The 16690-nt window shown below is 42.6% G+C and carries 16 protein-coding genes; 14 read left to right on the forward strand and 2 right to left on the reverse strand.

Annotated features, from left to right (window positions below):
* The first annotated feature begins 766 nt into the window (after positions 1 to 766).
* The 11 genes from LZF95_RS02135 to LZF95_RS02185 all read left to right on the forward strand — a co-directional run bounded on the left by LZF95_RS02135 (position 767) and on the right by LZF95_RS02185 (position 13007).
* Positions 767 to 3193: a TonB-dependent receptor gene (locus tag LZF95_RS02135; protein ID WP_233753341.1), complete on the forward strand. Its 2427-nt coding sequence runs from the start codon at positions 767 to 769 to the stop codon at positions 3191 to 3193.
* 98 nt (positions 3194 to 3291) lie between these two features.
* Positions 3292 to 3768 (forward strand): (2Fe-2S)-binding protein, encoded by a 477-nt coding sequence (locus LZF95_RS02140; RefSeq protein ID WP_233753342.1) that lies wholly within the window; start codon positions 3292 to 3294, stop codon positions 3766 to 3768.
* On the forward strand, positions 3752 to 5917 hold the full coding sequence (locus LZF95_RS02145) for a molybdopterin cofactor-binding domain-containing protein (protein ID WP_233753343.1): 2166 nt from the start codon (positions 3752 to 3754) through the stop codon (positions 5915 to 5917). Before LZF95_RS02140 ends, LZF95_RS02145 begins: the two co-directional genes overlap by 17 nt.
* Before the next feature lie 534 nt (positions 5918 to 6451).
* Positions 6452 to 6796 (forward strand): hypothetical protein, encoded by a 345-nt coding sequence (locus tag LZF95_RS02150; protein ID WP_233753344.1) that lies wholly within the window; start codon positions 6452 to 6454, stop codon positions 6794 to 6796.
* Positions 6797 to 6808: 12 nt separating this feature from the next.
* Positions 6809 to 7717: an AraC family transcriptional regulator gene (locus LZF95_RS02155; protein WP_233753345.1), complete on the forward strand. Its 909-nt coding sequence runs from the start codon at positions 6809 to 6811 to the stop codon at positions 7715 to 7717.
* A gap of 71 nt (positions 7718 to 7788) precedes the next feature.
* On the forward strand, positions 7789 to 8649 hold the full coding sequence (locus LZF95_RS02160) for a DUF2306 domain-containing protein (protein ID WP_233753346.1): 861 nt from the start codon (positions 7789 to 7791) through the stop codon (positions 8647 to 8649).
* Positions 8650 to 8824: 175 nt separating this feature from the next.
* Positions 8825 to 9622 carry an SDR family oxidoreductase gene (locus LZF95_RS02165; RefSeq protein ID WP_233753347.1) on the forward strand — a complete coding sequence of 266 codons (798 nt, stop codon included), beginning with the start codon at positions 8825 to 8827 and terminating at the stop codon, positions 9620 to 9622.
* 22 nt (positions 9623 to 9644) lie between these two features.
* The gene (locus LZF95_RS02170; RefSeq protein ID WP_233753348.1) at positions 9645 to 10556 is read left to right on the forward strand and encodes an AraC family transcriptional regulator; all 912 of its coding nucleotides are present in this window, start codon (positions 9645 to 9647) and stop codon (positions 10554 to 10556) included.
* A gap of 266 nt (positions 10557 to 10822) precedes the next feature.
* Entirely contained in the window at positions 10823 to 11860 is a 1038-nt protein-coding gene (locus tag LZF95_RS02175; protein ID WP_233753349.1) for an aldehyde reductase, read from the forward strand.
* 4 nt (positions 11861 to 11864) lie between these two features.
* A complete protein-coding gene (locus tag LZF95_RS02180) occupies positions 11865 to 12227 on the forward strand; it encodes a hypothetical protein (RefSeq protein ID WP_233753350.1) in 363 nt (120 codons plus the stop codon).
* A 27-nt stretch (positions 12228 to 12254) separates the two neighbouring features.
* Positions 12255 to 13007 carry an AraC family transcriptional regulator gene (locus tag LZF95_RS02185; protein WP_233753351.1) on the forward strand — a complete coding sequence of 251 codons (753 nt, stop codon included), beginning with the start codon at positions 12255 to 12257 and terminating at the stop codon, positions 13005 to 13007.
* A gap of 170 nt (positions 13008 to 13177) precedes the next feature.
* Here LZF95_RS02185 and LZF95_RS02190 read toward each other — a convergent pair whose 3' ends face one another.
* Together LZF95_RS02190 and LZF95_RS02195 are read right to left on the reverse strand one after the other, a co-directional pair.
* Complete coding sequence (locus tag LZF95_RS02190) at positions 13178 to 13975, reverse strand: SDR family oxidoreductase (RefSeq protein ID WP_233753352.1); 798 nt, start codon at positions 13973 to 13975, stop codon at positions 13178 to 13180.
* Between the two features lie 80 nt (positions 13976 to 14055).
* A complete protein-coding gene (locus tag LZF95_RS02195) occupies positions 14056 to 14940 on the reverse strand; it encodes a helix-turn-helix domain-containing protein (protein WP_233753353.1) in 885 nt (294 codons plus the stop codon).
* Positions 14941 to 15069: 129 nt separating this feature from the next.
* Here LZF95_RS02195 and LZF95_RS02200 point away from each other — a divergent pair, with 129 nt between their 5' ends.
* From LZF95_RS02200 to LZF95_RS02210, 3 genes are all read left to right on the forward strand, one after another.
* On the forward strand, positions 15070 to 15447 hold the full coding sequence (locus LZF95_RS02200) for a DUF6597 domain-containing transcriptional factor (RefSeq protein WP_233753354.1): 378 nt from the start codon (positions 15070 to 15072) through the stop codon (positions 15445 to 15447).
* Positions 15448 to 15474: 27 nt separating this feature from the next.
* A complete protein-coding gene (locus tag LZF95_RS02205) occupies positions 15475 to 15717 on the forward strand; it encodes a hypothetical protein (protein ID WP_233753355.1) in 243 nt (80 codons plus the stop codon).
* Between the two features lie 175 nt (positions 15718 to 15892).
* A complete protein-coding gene (locus LZF95_RS02210) occupies positions 15893 to 16666 on the forward strand; it encodes an SDR family NAD(P)-dependent oxidoreductase (RefSeq protein WP_233753356.1) in 774 nt (257 codons plus the stop codon).
* Positions 16667 to 16690: the final 24 nt, after the last annotated feature.

The raw sequence follows: 16690 nt of genomic DNA on the forward strand, positions 1-16690 counted from the left end.
TGTGTTTATAATTGTTTTTCAATGGTCACATGGAATCTCGCCCGGGGAATAATCATCCCTTTGTGTGTCGCCTTCGACATGCTCGATTTCATGTGTTTATATTTTGTATGGGATACATGGGATCTTTGACGATTAATCCGCCAGTCGGCGGAGCCTAGTGTGTTCAATGATGATTTTAATCGTGTCTATTTTATATGATTATCCCCTTTGTACCAGCATTGGGATAAAAGCATCATTTGTTTAGGAAAGGCTAGCGTCAAGGCCACTTTTGTTATCGGCCTGCCTGCCGGCAAAGGCAGGTCTTCCTGCCCGTAAAACAAGAAAAATACGGCTACTGGTATCATTGCGGATATACATGTCTTTTTACAATCTGGAATAGGAGTTCGACCGCCCGTTTTTTGCTCTTTTTAGTATTAGAAAGCAGGTCTCTGTGCCCCGAAACCCATTTGCTATAAAACCTAGCCCATTTGGTATAATTCCAAAATAGGGTGTTGGAATGGCGGCTACTTTAGCACTCATCGAAAGCAAAATCCAGAAGCAAATAATTATAAGTGCTATGAAGAAGACCAAACCATTACCACATCGACAACTACTTTCCAAGAGCTTGAAAACAAGCCGTTCACAAAGCCATCCAATGAGAAACACTGGTTTTTCTTTAGGTCGTTTTTGGCTACAACATAAACGTTTTTGGCTAAACCTCTTTGGAAAAGGCGAGCCAATTTTGTTTCGTCAATATCAGGATATGAATTTACAAAAGATACGCGGCATGAATCTTTACAGACCGAAAGAAAGAAATTTTTACAGATCAGATAAAATCCTGATGTTGACTCTGATACTGAGTATGATCAGCGTCCTGTCAGTTGCCCAGTCAACAGGAAATCTTAAAGGTAAAGTTATTGAACAAACTACAAAGCAACCTATGGTAGGCGTGACGGTTAAGTTGGACGATACCCAATTTGGTGCGATTACCGATATCGATGGTGTTTTTTCTATAGCCAACGTGCCCTCTGGGTCCTATTCACTCACATTTTCATTTATTGGCTTTCAGACAAAAAAGGTAACTGATATTGTCATTTCAGGCAGTAAAACATACTATGCTGAATTCGAGATGCTGGATGATGTTGGCGAGCTAGGCGAAGTGACGGTAGTCGCCTTTAAGGGTGAGAATAATCCGTTAACGCCAGTATCCGCTTTTTCATATTCCAGGGAGGAAATCTTCCGAAATGCAGGATCACAAGGGGATATCATGAGGGCTCTGGCGGTCTTACCCGGTGTAGTCAGTGCCGGGGCCCAATTCTCAGCCATAGCGGCAAGAGGCCAGGGTACGCAGGACAACGTATATATGGTGGATGATATGCCCATGTTCAATCTGTCCCACTTGGAGGCAGAGGGTATCTCCTCGGGTTTCAATGACCCCAACGGCGGTAGGTTTAGTATTTTCGCCCCCCGTGTAGTGGATAATGTTCAGTTCCAGAATGGTGGGTTTGATGCCACATTTGGTCGGAAATCTTCCTCATACCTTGGGCTTGGCATCAAAGAAGGAAATAGGGAAAGCAGTTCTTTTAGTGCGCAGTTGGAGCTTTTGGGAGTGACACTGATTTATGATGGTCCGCTTACCAAAAAGACAAGCCTTTTTACTTCTGCACGCTACCAGAATTTCGCAGGTGTGGCTAGCATCACAGGGGTGCCCAATATGGGATCGATATCGCTGGGCGATTATCTGGTAAAAACGACCACGGAGATCAATACCAAAAACAGGCTTTCCTTTATTGCCATGTACAATCCTGAGCGACCCAGCAGGTGGATTGATGATATCGAGGCAGGTACCAATATCAATGATGACAACAGTGCGGGACAGGTTCTCTATAACCATCGAGGAAGCAATACCTTGGTAGGTCTGAATCTGCGTACACTGACCAGTACATCCAGTTATTGGAAAAATGTACTTTATTTCCGCGCTTCTACCGTGGACAACAGATTCGGCTATTATACTCCCTCTCTTACTTCTGACGGAGAAATACTGGATCCGGCGTTTGGTGCATACAGGGATGATCTCAGAACTATAAAAAATGACCAGCAGGAGATAGGGTACCGGTCCATCTATACCAAGAATTACGATAAAGTCACTTTAACAGCGGGGATTGATGCCATTGCCGTCAATTTGGATTATGAGCGAAATCTAGCCCGAACCGATACGCTTTATACCTTCAGATCCACTGATTTTCGTCCTGACCCTTCCCGGTATTTTCAGATTTTAGATCCGGCTCGCTACAATTCCTCCTTCGAAAATACGGCTTTCAACGGTTCGGCATATGCCAGTCTTTCTTGGAATGTCACTAAGCGACTTACCTTAAATCCTGGGCTTCGCTACGATTTCACAGGATTTGCTGAGCAGCACACCATTTCACCGAGATTAAGTGGTAGTCTGTTATTGGGAGATAGACAGAGTATCAATTTTGCCACCGGTATTTATTATCAGGATGTGGCCTATTCCAATGTCGCCGCACAAAGTTTTGGTGATGTAATCAAAAATGAGCGGACTATACAAAGTATCCTTGGCTATAAGATGCAATTTTCAGGAGACTTGAAGCTTGTGGCCGAGGCCTGGCACAAGCAGTTTGATGATTTGGTCGTACAGCCCAACAGGGCTGAAAGCTATCTGACAAATGACGGTACTGGCTATGCCTATGGAGCTGATTTCAGTTTGATCAAAAGACTTTCAAAAAAGTATTATGGCCAAGTAAGTTATTCTTACATGCAAAGTGTACGGGATGATAACGACGGGTATGGAGAATATGATTTTACATTCAACATACCGCATGTGTTCAGTGCCTTGGCAAGTTATAAGCCAAATGAGAAGTGGGTGCTGTCGGCCAAGTTCAGGTACTCAACAGGGCGTCCGATTGATGATTATATAATCCATGAAAATGTTTTTAATGACATGAACATGTTGCGGTATTCGCAGGAACTAACCTCCAGAAACGGAAGGTTGCTGGACGATTTTGTAAGCTTTGATATCCGGGCAGACTACAATATACAGATGAGGCGAAGTGCCCTGACCGTGTTTCTGGACATCACCGACATCCAAAATACATTCAATGTGAATTTTGAACAGTTTATCCCACTCACTGGTCAGATTTCACGCTCAGGACTTGGGATGTTTCCCACGTTTGGACTGAAAATCGAACTGTAATTCCATAGATAACAGCACGCAATAATAAAAAGGCCGAATTGCATTTAAGAAGATTCATTGCAGGCCGAAAAATACCCCGTCAATCTAAATCCAACAATATGAAGGTAAGCCTAATCATCAATGAAAAACCAATAGTATTGGAAGCCGATCCGGATATGCCCCTACTGTGGGCAGTGAGAGATCTGGCTAATTTAAAAGGTACCAAGTTTGGCTGTGGCAAAGCGCTGTGTGGTGCTTGCTCACTGTATGTGGATGGAGATTTGATAAGGTCTTGTTCCTACCCGGTAAAAATGGCTGAGGGCAAACAAATAACAACCATCGAAGGGCTTTCTGAAGACGAAACCAATCTACATCCGGTACAACAGGCCTGGATGGAAATCCAAGTACCTCAATGTGGCTACTGCCAGCCCGGGTTTATGATGGCCGCAGCCAAACTCTTGGAAGAAAATCCAACCCCAACAGTGGAGGAAATCAAGAACGGAATTTCAAATATCTGCCGCTGTGGTACCCACCCACGAATAATCAATGCAATTCTTCTGGCTTCTAAAATCAAAGCTCATGGATCGATCAAATAAGGGCTCCAAAAAGGGGATTTCCAGAAGAAAGTTTCTGAAAGGTGCTGGAATTGGCGTGTCAGGTACTATGGCCCTGCTTTATTTTGGAAGGTCTTTCATACGAAGGGGGCTGAGTGGTTTCGTGGCAGAAATGGATATGCCCTCAGGGATTTCTGAATTTGACCATCACTTATGGTTTGAAGTAAATTCAGATAATACAGTCACTATGAAATCCCCTAAAGTAGAAATGGGGCAGGGTATTTTTACCGGCTTTGCCATGTTGGCGGCTGAAGAACTGGACATGGAATTGGATAAAATTAAAGTAGTCCATGCTTCCTCTTCCAACGGCATTATTGGAAATACCGGTGTGAGCAACAGTACTTCTTCCCTGTATGTCAGCATACGGGAAGTTGCGGCCACTTTGCGTGAAACCCTAAAGCTTCAAGCCTCCAAGCTGTGGGGGGTAGAGCCTCAATCAATCTCGACCAAAAATGGAGTTTTGACCTCCTCCGGCAATGAAATAACCTATGCTGACCTGGCAAAACAAACTTCAAATTGGGAGACAGCCAATACCCCTGCTTTACGGCCAGCTTCATCTTTTAAATACGTGGGTAAAGAACACAAGAGGATTGATTTGTTGGATAAAGTATTGGGAAAACCGATTTACGGTATTGACACCTCTCTTCCCAATATGGTTTACGGGGCGGTAATGTATAGCCCCTATATAGGAGGAAAATTAAAAAATGCGGATTTAACCGGGGCTGAGAACGCAGGTGGCGTTTTGAAAGTAGTTCAGGATAAAGAGTGGATTGGAGTGGTAGCCACTACCAGATTTGAAGCTGAAAGAGCACTTTCCAGGGTGAAGGCAAATTGGGATTATAATCCAAACTATTCCACTAAAAATGCCATAGAAGCGGTAACAGTGGGTATTGGCACGGAGGTGAATATGCAAAAGGAGGGCAATATCAATCGTATTCAATCAAAAGAAATTAAAAGTGAATACCGGACTCCCATTGGTTTTCATGCCGGCATGGAGCCAAGTATTGTAGTGGCGGACGTGGTGGATGACAAGGTTACGGTCTATACCTCCCACCAACATCTCCCTTTCATGCAGCAATCCATTTCAGATGCTTTGGGATTCGATAGTAAAAACATAGTAATGGTGCCTGCTTTTTTGGGGGGAGGATTTGGCAGAAAGACTTTCAAACACAATGCGGTGGAGGCCACCAGACTATCCCAAGCCGTAGGCAGACCTGTTCATCTACTTTACAATCGACAGCAGGAGTTTCAAAATGGATTTGTAAGGCCAAACACCCATCATATACTTAGTGGGAAATTAGACAATGAAGGCAAAATTCTGGCAATGCAGCATGAATTTGCCTCTGGTCCGATGGGGTTCATGGCCATGCCGAAAATTGTGGAGCCCATTTTAGGAGCAGACTTTATTGTAGCTGGCCATGGTGGGCGGATTGGGTATGCTATTGAAAACCTAAGGACCACCATGTGGCAAAGTAAACTGCCCTTTGAGACAAGTATGTGGAGAGGAGTGGGCATGTTTGCCAACACCTTTGCCATAGAGAGCTTTATGGATGAATTGGCTAACCAAGCCGGTATAGATCCTATAAAATTCAGACTTGATCATTGCGGCGATACAGTCCGACAGACCAGGAGAAGAAAAATCCTTGAACTAATTCGGGAAAAATCAGGATGGGACAATCCCTCACCCAGCGAAATTGGAAAGGGTATGGCCGTTTGTGATGATCATAAGACAATCGCTGCGGCAGTAGTGGAGATAAAAATTGAAGAAGGGAAGATTGTAGTTACCAAGGTATATCAGGCCATCGATCCGGGTGTAATTATTAATCCCGCTGGTATCCGTCAGCAAGTCGAGGGGGCTACGATGATGGCTATCAGTGCAGGCTTACATGAACAGGGAACAATAGAAAAGGGCCAGTTCGTAGAAACCAACTTTCATAATTATAAAGTTGCATCGCTAAGGGATACACCGGATATCGAAGTGATCCTGCATCAAGGTTCTGACCAGCCTTCGGGAGTTGGTGAACCTCCTATTTCGCCTATTGCTCCTGCTATCGCAAATGCCATTTTCAAGTTAACGGGAAAAAGACTTCGAACTTTGCCCCTGCAAATGGCCTTGGAAGATTCCAAGTGATTTGAACCAAACTATCAGTGTAAAACCGGTCACACTATTTGCAGGGGATGAAACTCAGGTCGGAGTACAATCCGATAGCATGGATATTCCCGGCTGATGTTTTATTTATTGGGAATTGCAAGCCGCCTGGCACCGAATTTCTTCCTAAGATTCGGCCACCGGGAATTTGAACGATTTAAATCACTCAACAGTATCAAATAAGTTGATATCAGGTATCAGGAAACGTCTCGAAATCCTGAAAATTATCACCAAACAAGACATTTACCGACCACTTAAATTAAATTATCATGAAATCGAGCATGACGCAAGCGACACACAGAGGGATGATTATTCGCCTGGCGAGATTCTCCCGAAGAAAAATCGGGACAGGCTATCTGACCATTAAAAATCAAAATATAAACAGATGAAATACCCATGTCGAACGGTCGACACACAGGAGCATGATTATCCGAGGGTATTCCCTGCCCTCCGGGAGGCGGGCACCTGCCTGCCGGCAAAGGCAAGTCAGACCAATAAAAATCAAATTATAAACAGATGAAAATAGTAAGCATAGTACTCTTGATTATTTCTGCATTCCTGAGTTTCAAGCACGGATGGGATGCGTTTCAGCCTGCAAATGCGCAGCAGGCCCAAATGATGTCAGACTTGGGAATTACCAAAGGCGTGATGCCGTATTTTGGTGTTTTCTCCATCCTTCTTGGCTTGATGTTGTTCTTCCCGCAAACATTCCTGGTAAGCAACATTCTAAATGCAGTGACCATCGTCTTGATCATGGCGCTATCGCTCAATGCTGGGAATTACAAAATGGCTTTGATAGAAATCCCGTTTCTGGCCATGCCGCTGGTGATGATTTGGTTGAAATATCCTTTTAAATCCTGAAAAAACTCACCTATGAAAAACGCCGCACCATACAGAATAAAGACCATTACAGAAGGACATCGGTTGATCGGCTTGGATATGCCAAAGCATCCTTTGATCAGTCTGGTGGATGTCTCCCAATTTAAAAATCATGTGGATGTGCATGCTGTGATCTTTGATTTCTACGCCATATCCATCAAGAGAGGCTGTGACCACTTGCTCTACGGCCAGCAAAAATATGACTTTGATGAAGGATTGATGGCTTTTATGTCACCGGGTCAGATATTGCGGGGAGAAGAGGGGGGAGTCCCGGCAGGACTTCGGGGCTGGATGCTTTTTTTCCATCCGGATTTGTTGTGGAATACTCCTTTAGCTAAAAAAATCAAGCAATACGACTTCTTTGGCTATGCATCCAATGAGGCACTTTTCCTCTCTGAAAAAGAAGAACTCATCATCAATGATATCATTGGCAAGATCAAGCAGGAATACGATTCGAATATCGATGGGTTCAGTCAGGGTATAATCGTCGCACATCTTGAAACGCTGTTGAGTTATGCCGAGCGTTTTTACAACCGACAGTTTATCACCCGGAAAAAAGCCAGTCATCAGCTACTTGATCAAATGGAGGAGTTGCTGACCAATTATTTCAATGGGGATGATTTGGTGTCTAGGGGGCTTCCTTCGGTACAATTCCTGGCCGATAAGCTGAATGTATCATCCAGTTATCTAAGTAGCCTGTTGAAATCACTGACCGGACAGACGGCTCAGCAGCATATCCATGAGAAGCTGATCGAAAAGGCAAAAGAAAAACTGTCAACCTCACAATTGACTGTCAGCGAGATAGCCTATGACCTGGGTTTTGAGCACCCGCAGTCGTTCAGCAAACTGTTCAAGGCGAAGACCAAAGTCTCACCATTGGAATTCAGACAGTCTTTCAATTAACTCAAATACGACCTCTAACTCAAATACAACCTCGCCGAACTGTCCTTTCCCTGACAAATAGTTTCCATTCCATGTCTAAAATCACTAATACCCCCGCTTTAGCCCATCCTTCCATTTCCCAAGGAAACAAAGTCAGTTCAACTATTCTCCGTTGGTCGGGCATTGCATTGGTTGCCACTGTTTGGATCAGTGCCGCACTGTTTGGACTGTATATTTTGGCATTTTATGCATCTGCACTTTATGAGGGCGAAATGGTAAGGTGGAATCACGTTCTCCCCAACTTATATGAAGAAAATTCTGTGGGTGCGACCGCAGGAATCGGGATTCATTTTGCTGCAGGGGGTATGCTATTGCTATTGGGCAGTATACAGCTGATCGACAGGGTTCGGGTCAATTTTCCTTCCGTACACCGTTTGCTGGGAAAAATCTATATTATTTCAAGTCTTTTGACGGCAGTTGGAGGATTGACATTCATTCTAATCCGGGGCACCGTCGGAGGGTTGGTGATGGATATCGGTTTTTCCTTATATGGAGTTCTGACGGGAATCTCTGCGATTCAAACTTATCACCATGCTGTAAAAGGTCGTTTTGTGAAGCATAGAGCTTGGGCATTGCGACTGTATGCACTGGCCATTGGTTCATGGATTTATCGAATGGATTACGGGTTCTGGACTTTGTTAACGGGGGGAATGGGGCGTGGGATGAATTTCAGTGGCCCATTTGACCATATCATGGACTTTTTCTTCTATGTCCCCAACCTTCTCGTAGCGGAGTTGTTTATACGGGTTAATCGCTTTAAGACAAATTCATTTCTACAAATAATTGCTTCCCTGGTTCTTCTCTTTGCCACCGGCTTTATTTTACTGGGTACTTATTTTATCACACTACGGTCTTGGGGACCGGCGATAATCAATTGGATTTCTGCTTTTTAAACTAACACTATAATTGTATATGAAGCGAGTAGGGTAATGGAATTATCTAAGGTTTAGTATCGGAAGTCAACTCTATGTATTCTATTCCGAATATTGGATACATATTACTGACAATCGGATACTTTTCAGGCTACCTACTTTCCCAACTTTACATCATAATTTAAAATGGTAGAAAATGAAGGTAATCTTAATAACAGGCGCATCGGGTGGGATAGGGGAAGCCATTGCGCACAAGTTGGCAGAAAGAAAACACAACCTATTACTGGTGGCCCGTAACGCCAGTAAGCTAGGCACTCAGTGCAAACAGATGGCTGAAAGGTATGGCATCCATGCCCAATATATTGCGGCGGATTTGGCAAAACCAGGTTCTGCCGAACAGCTTTTTTTGGAAACGAGGCAACGTGGGCTGGAAGTGGATATGCTCATCAACAATGCCGGTATCGGTTCTGGGGGAGAATTCTCCGAACTAGCCTTGGAGTCGGAATTGGAACTGTTACAGCTCAATATTTCATCTTTGGTGGCGCTGACCCATTTGTTCCTGCAGGAGATGAAAGCACGCAACAGCGGGACTATCATCAACGTGGCTTCTATGGCATCATTTATACCGATTCCGTATATGGCCACCTATGCAGCCAGCAAGGTTTTTGTCCGCCACTTTACCCAGGCATTGACCCAGGAATGCAAGCCCTACAAGGTACACGTGATGTTGCTCTGTCCCGGCTTGACCAAAACCAATTTTAACAGCGCTGCCGGTATTGACGGCGAAGTGGGAAAGAGACTGAATGCGGAATATAACAGTTCTACGCCTTTGCAAACCCCAGAACAAGTAGCTGAAGAGCTATTGACTGCGTTGGATAAGAAAAAGGATTACATTGTATCAGGAAGAATGAACAGAATGGCAAGCCGCTTATCAGCTTTACTTCCAAGCACTTTTTTAGCCAAGAGTTTTGCCAGATCGTACAGGAAAAAGTAGCCAATAATATAACTGAAGAAAAGTGAATTCAACCACCTCAACCATTCATCTCCATTCCATTGCTGATATGCACAAGGCTGTGGGTATTTCCAAGCCGAAGCATCCATTGTTCAGCATTCTTCGTTTTGAAGATTTCCCAAAACCGGCACTCACCCAGCGAACCAAATTGATAAGTGGTTTTTACCAAATCGCATTGAAGAAAGAATGTCCCTGTAAAATGCAATATGGGCAAACACCCTTTGATTTTGATGAAGGCATTATTTCTTGTTTTGCCCCCAAGCAAGTCAGTATTGTTGAGAAAGATTTTGCATTTGCCAAAAAGGGCTGGATCATAAGCATACATCCTGACTTTTTGAGAGCCTATCCGTTAAGCCAGAAAATGAAAAGCTTTGGCTACTTTGATTACGATGTAAATGAAGCTTTGATTCTTTCGGAAGATGAGCAGCAAGCCATAGAGATTATTTTTGGGCAAATTGAACGGGAATATTTGTTGCCTATAGACCGCTTTAGTCAGGATGCACTTATTTCTGCGCTGGATCTGTTGCTTACCCTTTTCAACCGCTATTACAACAGGCAGTTTGTTACCAGGCAAAATAGCAGCAGTGAATTACTCAACCGGGTAGAAAATATATTAAATGCCTATTTTATCGATGCAGAGGGACAGAAGATGCCAACTCCCGCCTATTTGGCATCTCAGCTAAATATGTCCAGTAAGTACCTAAGCGACTGCCTGAAGCAGTTGACAGGGCAGACAGCACAGCAGATTATTCACGATAAGTTGATCGAAAAGGCCAAAGACATTCTGACCACCACCCATCTTTCTGTCAGTGAAATTGCTTACCTCTTAGGCTTTGAGTATCCGCAATCATTTAATAAGCTGTTTAAAAATAAGACAGCTATTTCCCCTTTGGAATTCAGACAGTCGTTTAACTGAAACAGTACTGTTTGGCTTTTTGCCAAATGGCAGGCAAATGCCTAAGCGGCCAAAAGCTCTAATTTTGCAAAATGGATCAGTTATCCTACATCGCCTCATACCTGGGATTACGTAGAGTACCTTAATCAGAATCCGAAAAAGTATCATGTAGAACCTTTTTGTCAAATGACAAAGCAGTTGGACTTTTCAGGACAACAACTTTGGACTTTTCAGGAAAACGGAGGGAAGTTTTTATGCGGAGCTTTGTAGCATAAAATTCTTGAATAATGGAAAATAGAAAAACAGTTTTGGTAACGGGCGGAACGGGCGCCGTAGGTATATGCTGTATTCTTCAATTGCTGCAAAAGGGGTACGATGTAAAAACCACACTTCGGTCGATTGGCAAAAAGAATGGGGTAATTGAAATGCTGAGAACAGCCGGTATTGCTCAGCCAGACCACCTTCAATTTATTGAGGCGGACCTGACAAAAGACAGCAACTGGAATGTGGCAATGAAAGGGTGCCAATACGTTTTACACATTGCTTCCCCTACGCATGCTGGTGCTAATTTACCGGAAGACGAAACAATACGCCCGGCCGTGGAAGGCACACTTCGTGTATTAAAAGCTGCAAGAGATGCCGGAGTGAAACGGGTTGTAATGACTTCCAGTTTTGGTGCGGTCGGGTTCAGTAATAAAAACCCGAAAACGGTAACAACAGAATCTGACTGGACAGACCCCGATGAAAAGGGCTTATCCGTTTATGAGAAATCAAAGGTATTGGCAGAAAAAGCTGCCTGGGATTTTATCAAAAAAGAAGGTGGGGATTTGGAACTGACTGTCATAAACCCGGTTGCGGTTTTTGGCCCTTCATTGGCTTTAAGCCAGTCCCCAAGTCTTGGCATTTTGAAGTTCTTGACGGACGGTTCGGCTAAAGCCATTCCAAATATCCCTTTGAATGTGGTCGATATCCGTGATGTAGCTGACCTGCACGTCCGCGCGATGACCAATCCTAATGCCAGCGGACACCGGTTTATTGCTACTGCAGATGGTGAAATTTCCATGCCTGAAATTGCAAAACTGTTAAAGGATAGTATGCCGGAGATAGCAAAAAAAGTTCCTGTAAGAACATTGCCCAATTGGGTGTTGCGTATTGCAGCATTGGTCAATCCACAAGCCAAGCAATCCGTTGCTTTGTTAACCATAAACCGTAATGTGAGCAATGCTAAGGCTAAAAAAGTATTAGGATGGCAGCCTATTGCTACTAAGGAAGAAGCAATTCTTGCAGCAATGGAAAGTTTGGTAAAATACACTTCTAAAAAATAACCCTATGACTGCAAAGCTATTGAGCGGACTGCTAATTCTACTTTCCGTTTACATTGGTTTTAGCCACGGCATTGGCACCCTCAGAAATGAGGCTTCTCCCGAACAACTGAAAATGATGTCAGAATTGGGGATCACAACCCCTGTGAGACAGGGAATAGCCATATTATCCCTTGTAATGGCTATCCTGATACTCTTCCCGAAAACGTTCTTTCTGGGCAACCTGTTCAGGGCAATAATGATTGTTTCAACAATGGCCCTGTCATTGAAAGCCAATAACTTCAAATTTGCACTGATAGAAATTCCGTTTTTATTGATACCCTTGGTTTTGATTTATCTTGGCCATCCATTTAAAAATGGAAAGCTTTAAGGCGTATTGCTATTCAAAACGAGTATAATGGAACCTCAAATTTTTGCAGAGCAGTTTATTCACGGACATGTGTTTTTCTTTGTATCAAAAGGTACACTGAATTGCTATGACGGCAACAGGAATTATACGTTTCAAACCGGCGAATACTGTCTTGTCCGAAAAAACCGGTTAGCCAGATACAGCGGAGAAAAAGGAAAGGAATTTGAGGTCGTATTTCTTTGTTTTGAAGACGGGTTTATCAGAAAGTTTCAGGAAAAACATCAGGCGGAGGCGACGAAATTCAAGTTAGACGATACGTTCGTAAAAATAAGCGAGGACGCATTGATACCGGAATTCGTCCGTTCCTTAAGGCCCTATTACCATCAGGGAAAAATTGACGAGGCATTTGCAGCTATAAAATATGAAGAACTGCTGATTATTTTATTGCGGAACCAACCGGAATTTGGAGGGCTATTCTTTAACTACGGCACACCCGAAAAAATAAATCTGGAGGAGTTTATGAACCGGAATTATAAATTCAATGTAAGCATTGGGCGATTTGCCTATTTGACCGGACGCAGTTTATCGGCATTCAAAAGGGATTTTAAAGAAAGCTTTGACGAAACGCCAGGCCGCTGGCTGGTCAAAAAGCGATTACAGGAAGCCTGTTTTTTGATAGCCAAAGAAGGCAAAAAACCGTCTGACATATACCTGGATCTGGGCTTTGAGACTTTGTCGCATTTTTCCCACGCATTCAAAAAATTATTCGGGCAGACACCTACCGGAATGTCAAAACACTAAAAACACCCTCAACGTATTAATTACGAGCAATTTCCGAGTGTCAACTGATTGTTTTTCACTGAATGATTGGAAAGAATTGTCAACTACAATCTTATGTTGGGATGAAATCGTAAACCCAATTCCAACAAAGGTACTGTTTCAAGTGTAGTGAATCGTGAAGGCAATGTTGCCTATACCTTCATAATATCATCGAGTCTTTTTTGCAAACCTGCAATCACGTTTTTTGTAGCTACTTTTCCAATGGGCAAACGCAAGGGAGGATTTTTTAATGTACTACATTCAATAACAGCCTTTGCAACATCAGCCACATCATCCAGCTCACCAAACCCGGTGTCTATAAATCTTCGGATTTCATTAACAGAGGTTTTTTGATAGGCTTCCATAGGTTCAGCAATACTCAGGCTGTTTCCAAATTCCGTACTGGTAGGGCCGGGTTCTGCAATGGTAAACCTGATATTGAATGCTGCTACATCTTGAGCCGTAGCTTCCACAAAACCTTCGATTCCCCACTTGGATGCATGGTAAAGGCTGAATCCCGGATAGGTAATCTGTCCACCTTCAGAAGATACCTGAATAATATGTCCACCGTCAGGTTGATTTCTTAAAAAGGGAATTAGGGTTTTTATCAGCATAATGGAACCCAATAAATTTACCTCTAGTTGTTTTCTGATAGTCGAACTGTCCAATTCCTCCACTGCTCCAAAAACACCGATACCTGCATTGCTTACTGCAATATCAATTTGTCCTAATTTTTCATAAGCTTCAGCAACAGCTTTTTCAATACTAGTCAGATCCGTTAATTCCAAATAGCCCACATAAAGACTTCCGGGGTAATTTTCGGCTAATTCATTTAACAGTTCCGGCTTTCTAAGTGTGGCAAAAACTGTATTTCCCGCCTCTAGAAGTTGCGCTGTTAGATTACGCCCTATACCGCTTGATGCTCCCGTGATAAACCATTTTTTATTCATAGTAGATTGTATTTACAGGGCAAATTTCGAACTAATGGTCTATTGGCAGTTAACGAAATAAAAAACAATAGTTATAAAAATCAAACTTTTCTATACATGGATGGAGATATACCTTCGTGCTTTTTGAAAAAACCGGAAAAGTGGGTAAGCTCGCGAAAACCCAAAAGATGGGAAATTTCCGAAATATCAAGATCGGTATGCTTTAGGAGTAGCCTCGCTTCCTGTAAAAATCGCTCTTGGATAAGCTGCTTTGTTGAGCTTCCCATGTTTCCCTTCAGAATACGGTTAAGATAGTTCGGATGTACAGACAATGCCTCCGCAAAATCAGTAGCTCTACTTAAAATGCGACCACGTGGGATTATTGCCGTATTAAACTGCTGTTCAAGTAAATCCAGAAATGCTTTGATGATACGTGTTGAAGTTTTATTATGCCTTTCTACGTTCGATTTTTGAGAAGACAACTTCGAAGCAAAATGAAGCAGTTCATATATTTTACTCCTGATCAGATCATACTTGTGCTCATTATCGCTATCATGCGTATCTTCCATCTCACTAAAAATCCCATCTAAACGAAAAAACTGTTCTTCTTCCAATTCAAAGACCTTTAATCCATCTTGTTGGAAAACGGAGTAGGCGTCCAAAGAACCAAAATTATGGAAGAAATCAGTAGTGAAAATACAATAGACCCCGCTGTTTTCCCCATCATTAGGTATCCAGTTATAAGGGCTCAAAGGATTGGCAAAAAAAATTGCATTTTTCCTGACGTTATAGGTTTCTTCAGCAAAATGAATGTTATAGGAGCCCTTGAGTAAATTTATCTTATAAAATGACCTTCGATTGTAAGGTATAGGTTGTAAGGCACATGGATCTTTTTCTGTGATCCGTACAATATTGAAGTTCCCTAGACTAGATTCAAGTCTAATCTCCGATTTATCTAAAAAGTCATTTATACTAATGGTCTGCATTTCCTAAAATTAAAAAAAAACGAAAAATTTCCCGTGTTAATTTCCATGATTCCCCTGTTTTGCATCGGCTAATAAATCCCGGGATAAATGTAAACTTGTCTTACCCCTTCAATCTTTCAAAAGGCGATTATGATAAATTATACAGAAGTATTTCCTCTCAGCAAAGAATTAGTTCCATATATAGAAAGCTTTGTGATAATAAAGCTCAATACTCAAGAAATTGACTCCAAAGAATTTTTATCAAGGCCGGGGGGAAATCTGTTGTTCTCCAGTGTGCCCATTGTAGCAAACGACAAGGTGAGGGATACGAGTGTGGTATTCGGAATAGGTAATAAATCTACTGTCATTAAGTGGAAGGATGCATCTGGCGGTGATGGACTTCTGGTGAAATTCACTCCTTATGGATTAAGTAGGTTTACAGCTATTGCTGCCCCTCAATTAACAAATACTTCGCTATCTGCCAGTAAGATATGGGGAAGTTCTATTCGTGATTTACATGTATTGTAAAAAAATACAAAAATAAAAAAAACAGTTTTGATTACGGGGACTTCTGCAGGCATAGGCAAAGCAACTGCCATTCTCTTAGCAGCAAAAGGATATATAGTTTACGGTGCTGCACGAAGGGTTGAGAGAATGGATGAACTGAAAGGGTTGGACATCAAAACTTTGGCACTGAACCTAGCCAATGAAGTAAAGGATTGGAAGGTCTGTTACCATAAGTTTAATTGCGGTTTGGGTGTAAATCCAGGCCGTTTTTTAAATGAGGACGTATTCTGAAGGCCTTAGGTGCAGTCATGTAACAGGAGGCAATAACATTGATTTCAAAACAACCCACTGCAATTTCCATCACATCGGCATCATTTCCTCATTTCGGCTTCAATAAGTCTTGGTACGGCTACAAGTGCTTGTATAGCAATGTAGAATTTTGCTGTATAAATTTTAAAAACACAAAATGATGCAAGCAAAAGAAACAACAAGCAACAAAAAAGTGGCATTGGTCACAGGAGCCAATCAGGGAATGGGGTTTGAAATAGCAAAAACCCTAGCTGAGAACGGTTATACGGTATATGTTGCTGCACGTAATCTGCAAAATGGTCAGGCTGCAGCGGCTGAAATTCGCCATGGCGCGCGTGCAATTCAGTTAGACATTACAGATAAAAACTCCATCAAAAATGTAAAGACGCAGGTAGAAAAAGATTTTGGATACCTTACCTTATTGATAAACAATGCGGCTATTTCGCATACCGGAAAAGTCCATGGCACGATAGAGGACATGAGAGCAGCCCAAAGGGCCAGCGTAGCGTCTATAGATGAAGTGCGTACCGTGTGGGATACAAATGTATTCGGAACCCTTGCTATATCCCAGGCGCTTTTACCCTTACTCCACAATGCTCCCGCAGCACGAATTGTAAACTTAACAAGTGCCCTGGGATCTTTGACATTACATGCTGATCCTAATTCTCCCTTCCGGGGAGGACTTGACGTGATATATGCAGCATCAAAAACAGCGTTGAATGCCATAAGTCTGTCTTTAGCGATAGAACTGGAAAATTCAAGCGTAAAAGTCAATTTGGTAAGTCCTGGATTTGCTTCAACCCAACTCACCAACTTTCAGGGAACCCAAACTCCAAAAGAAGCAGCTGAAGAACCTATTCGCGTAGCCTTGGATCAAGACGGGCCTTCAGGAACATTCACTACAGCTACCAATAGTACAGTTCCGTGGTAATACCATAAAAATAAAGCGAAGCCT

This window comes from Algoriphagus sp. AGSA1, assembly GCF_021390545.1.
Lineage (GTDB): Bacteria > Bacteroidota > Bacteroidia > Cytophagales > Cyclobacteriaceae > Algoriphagus.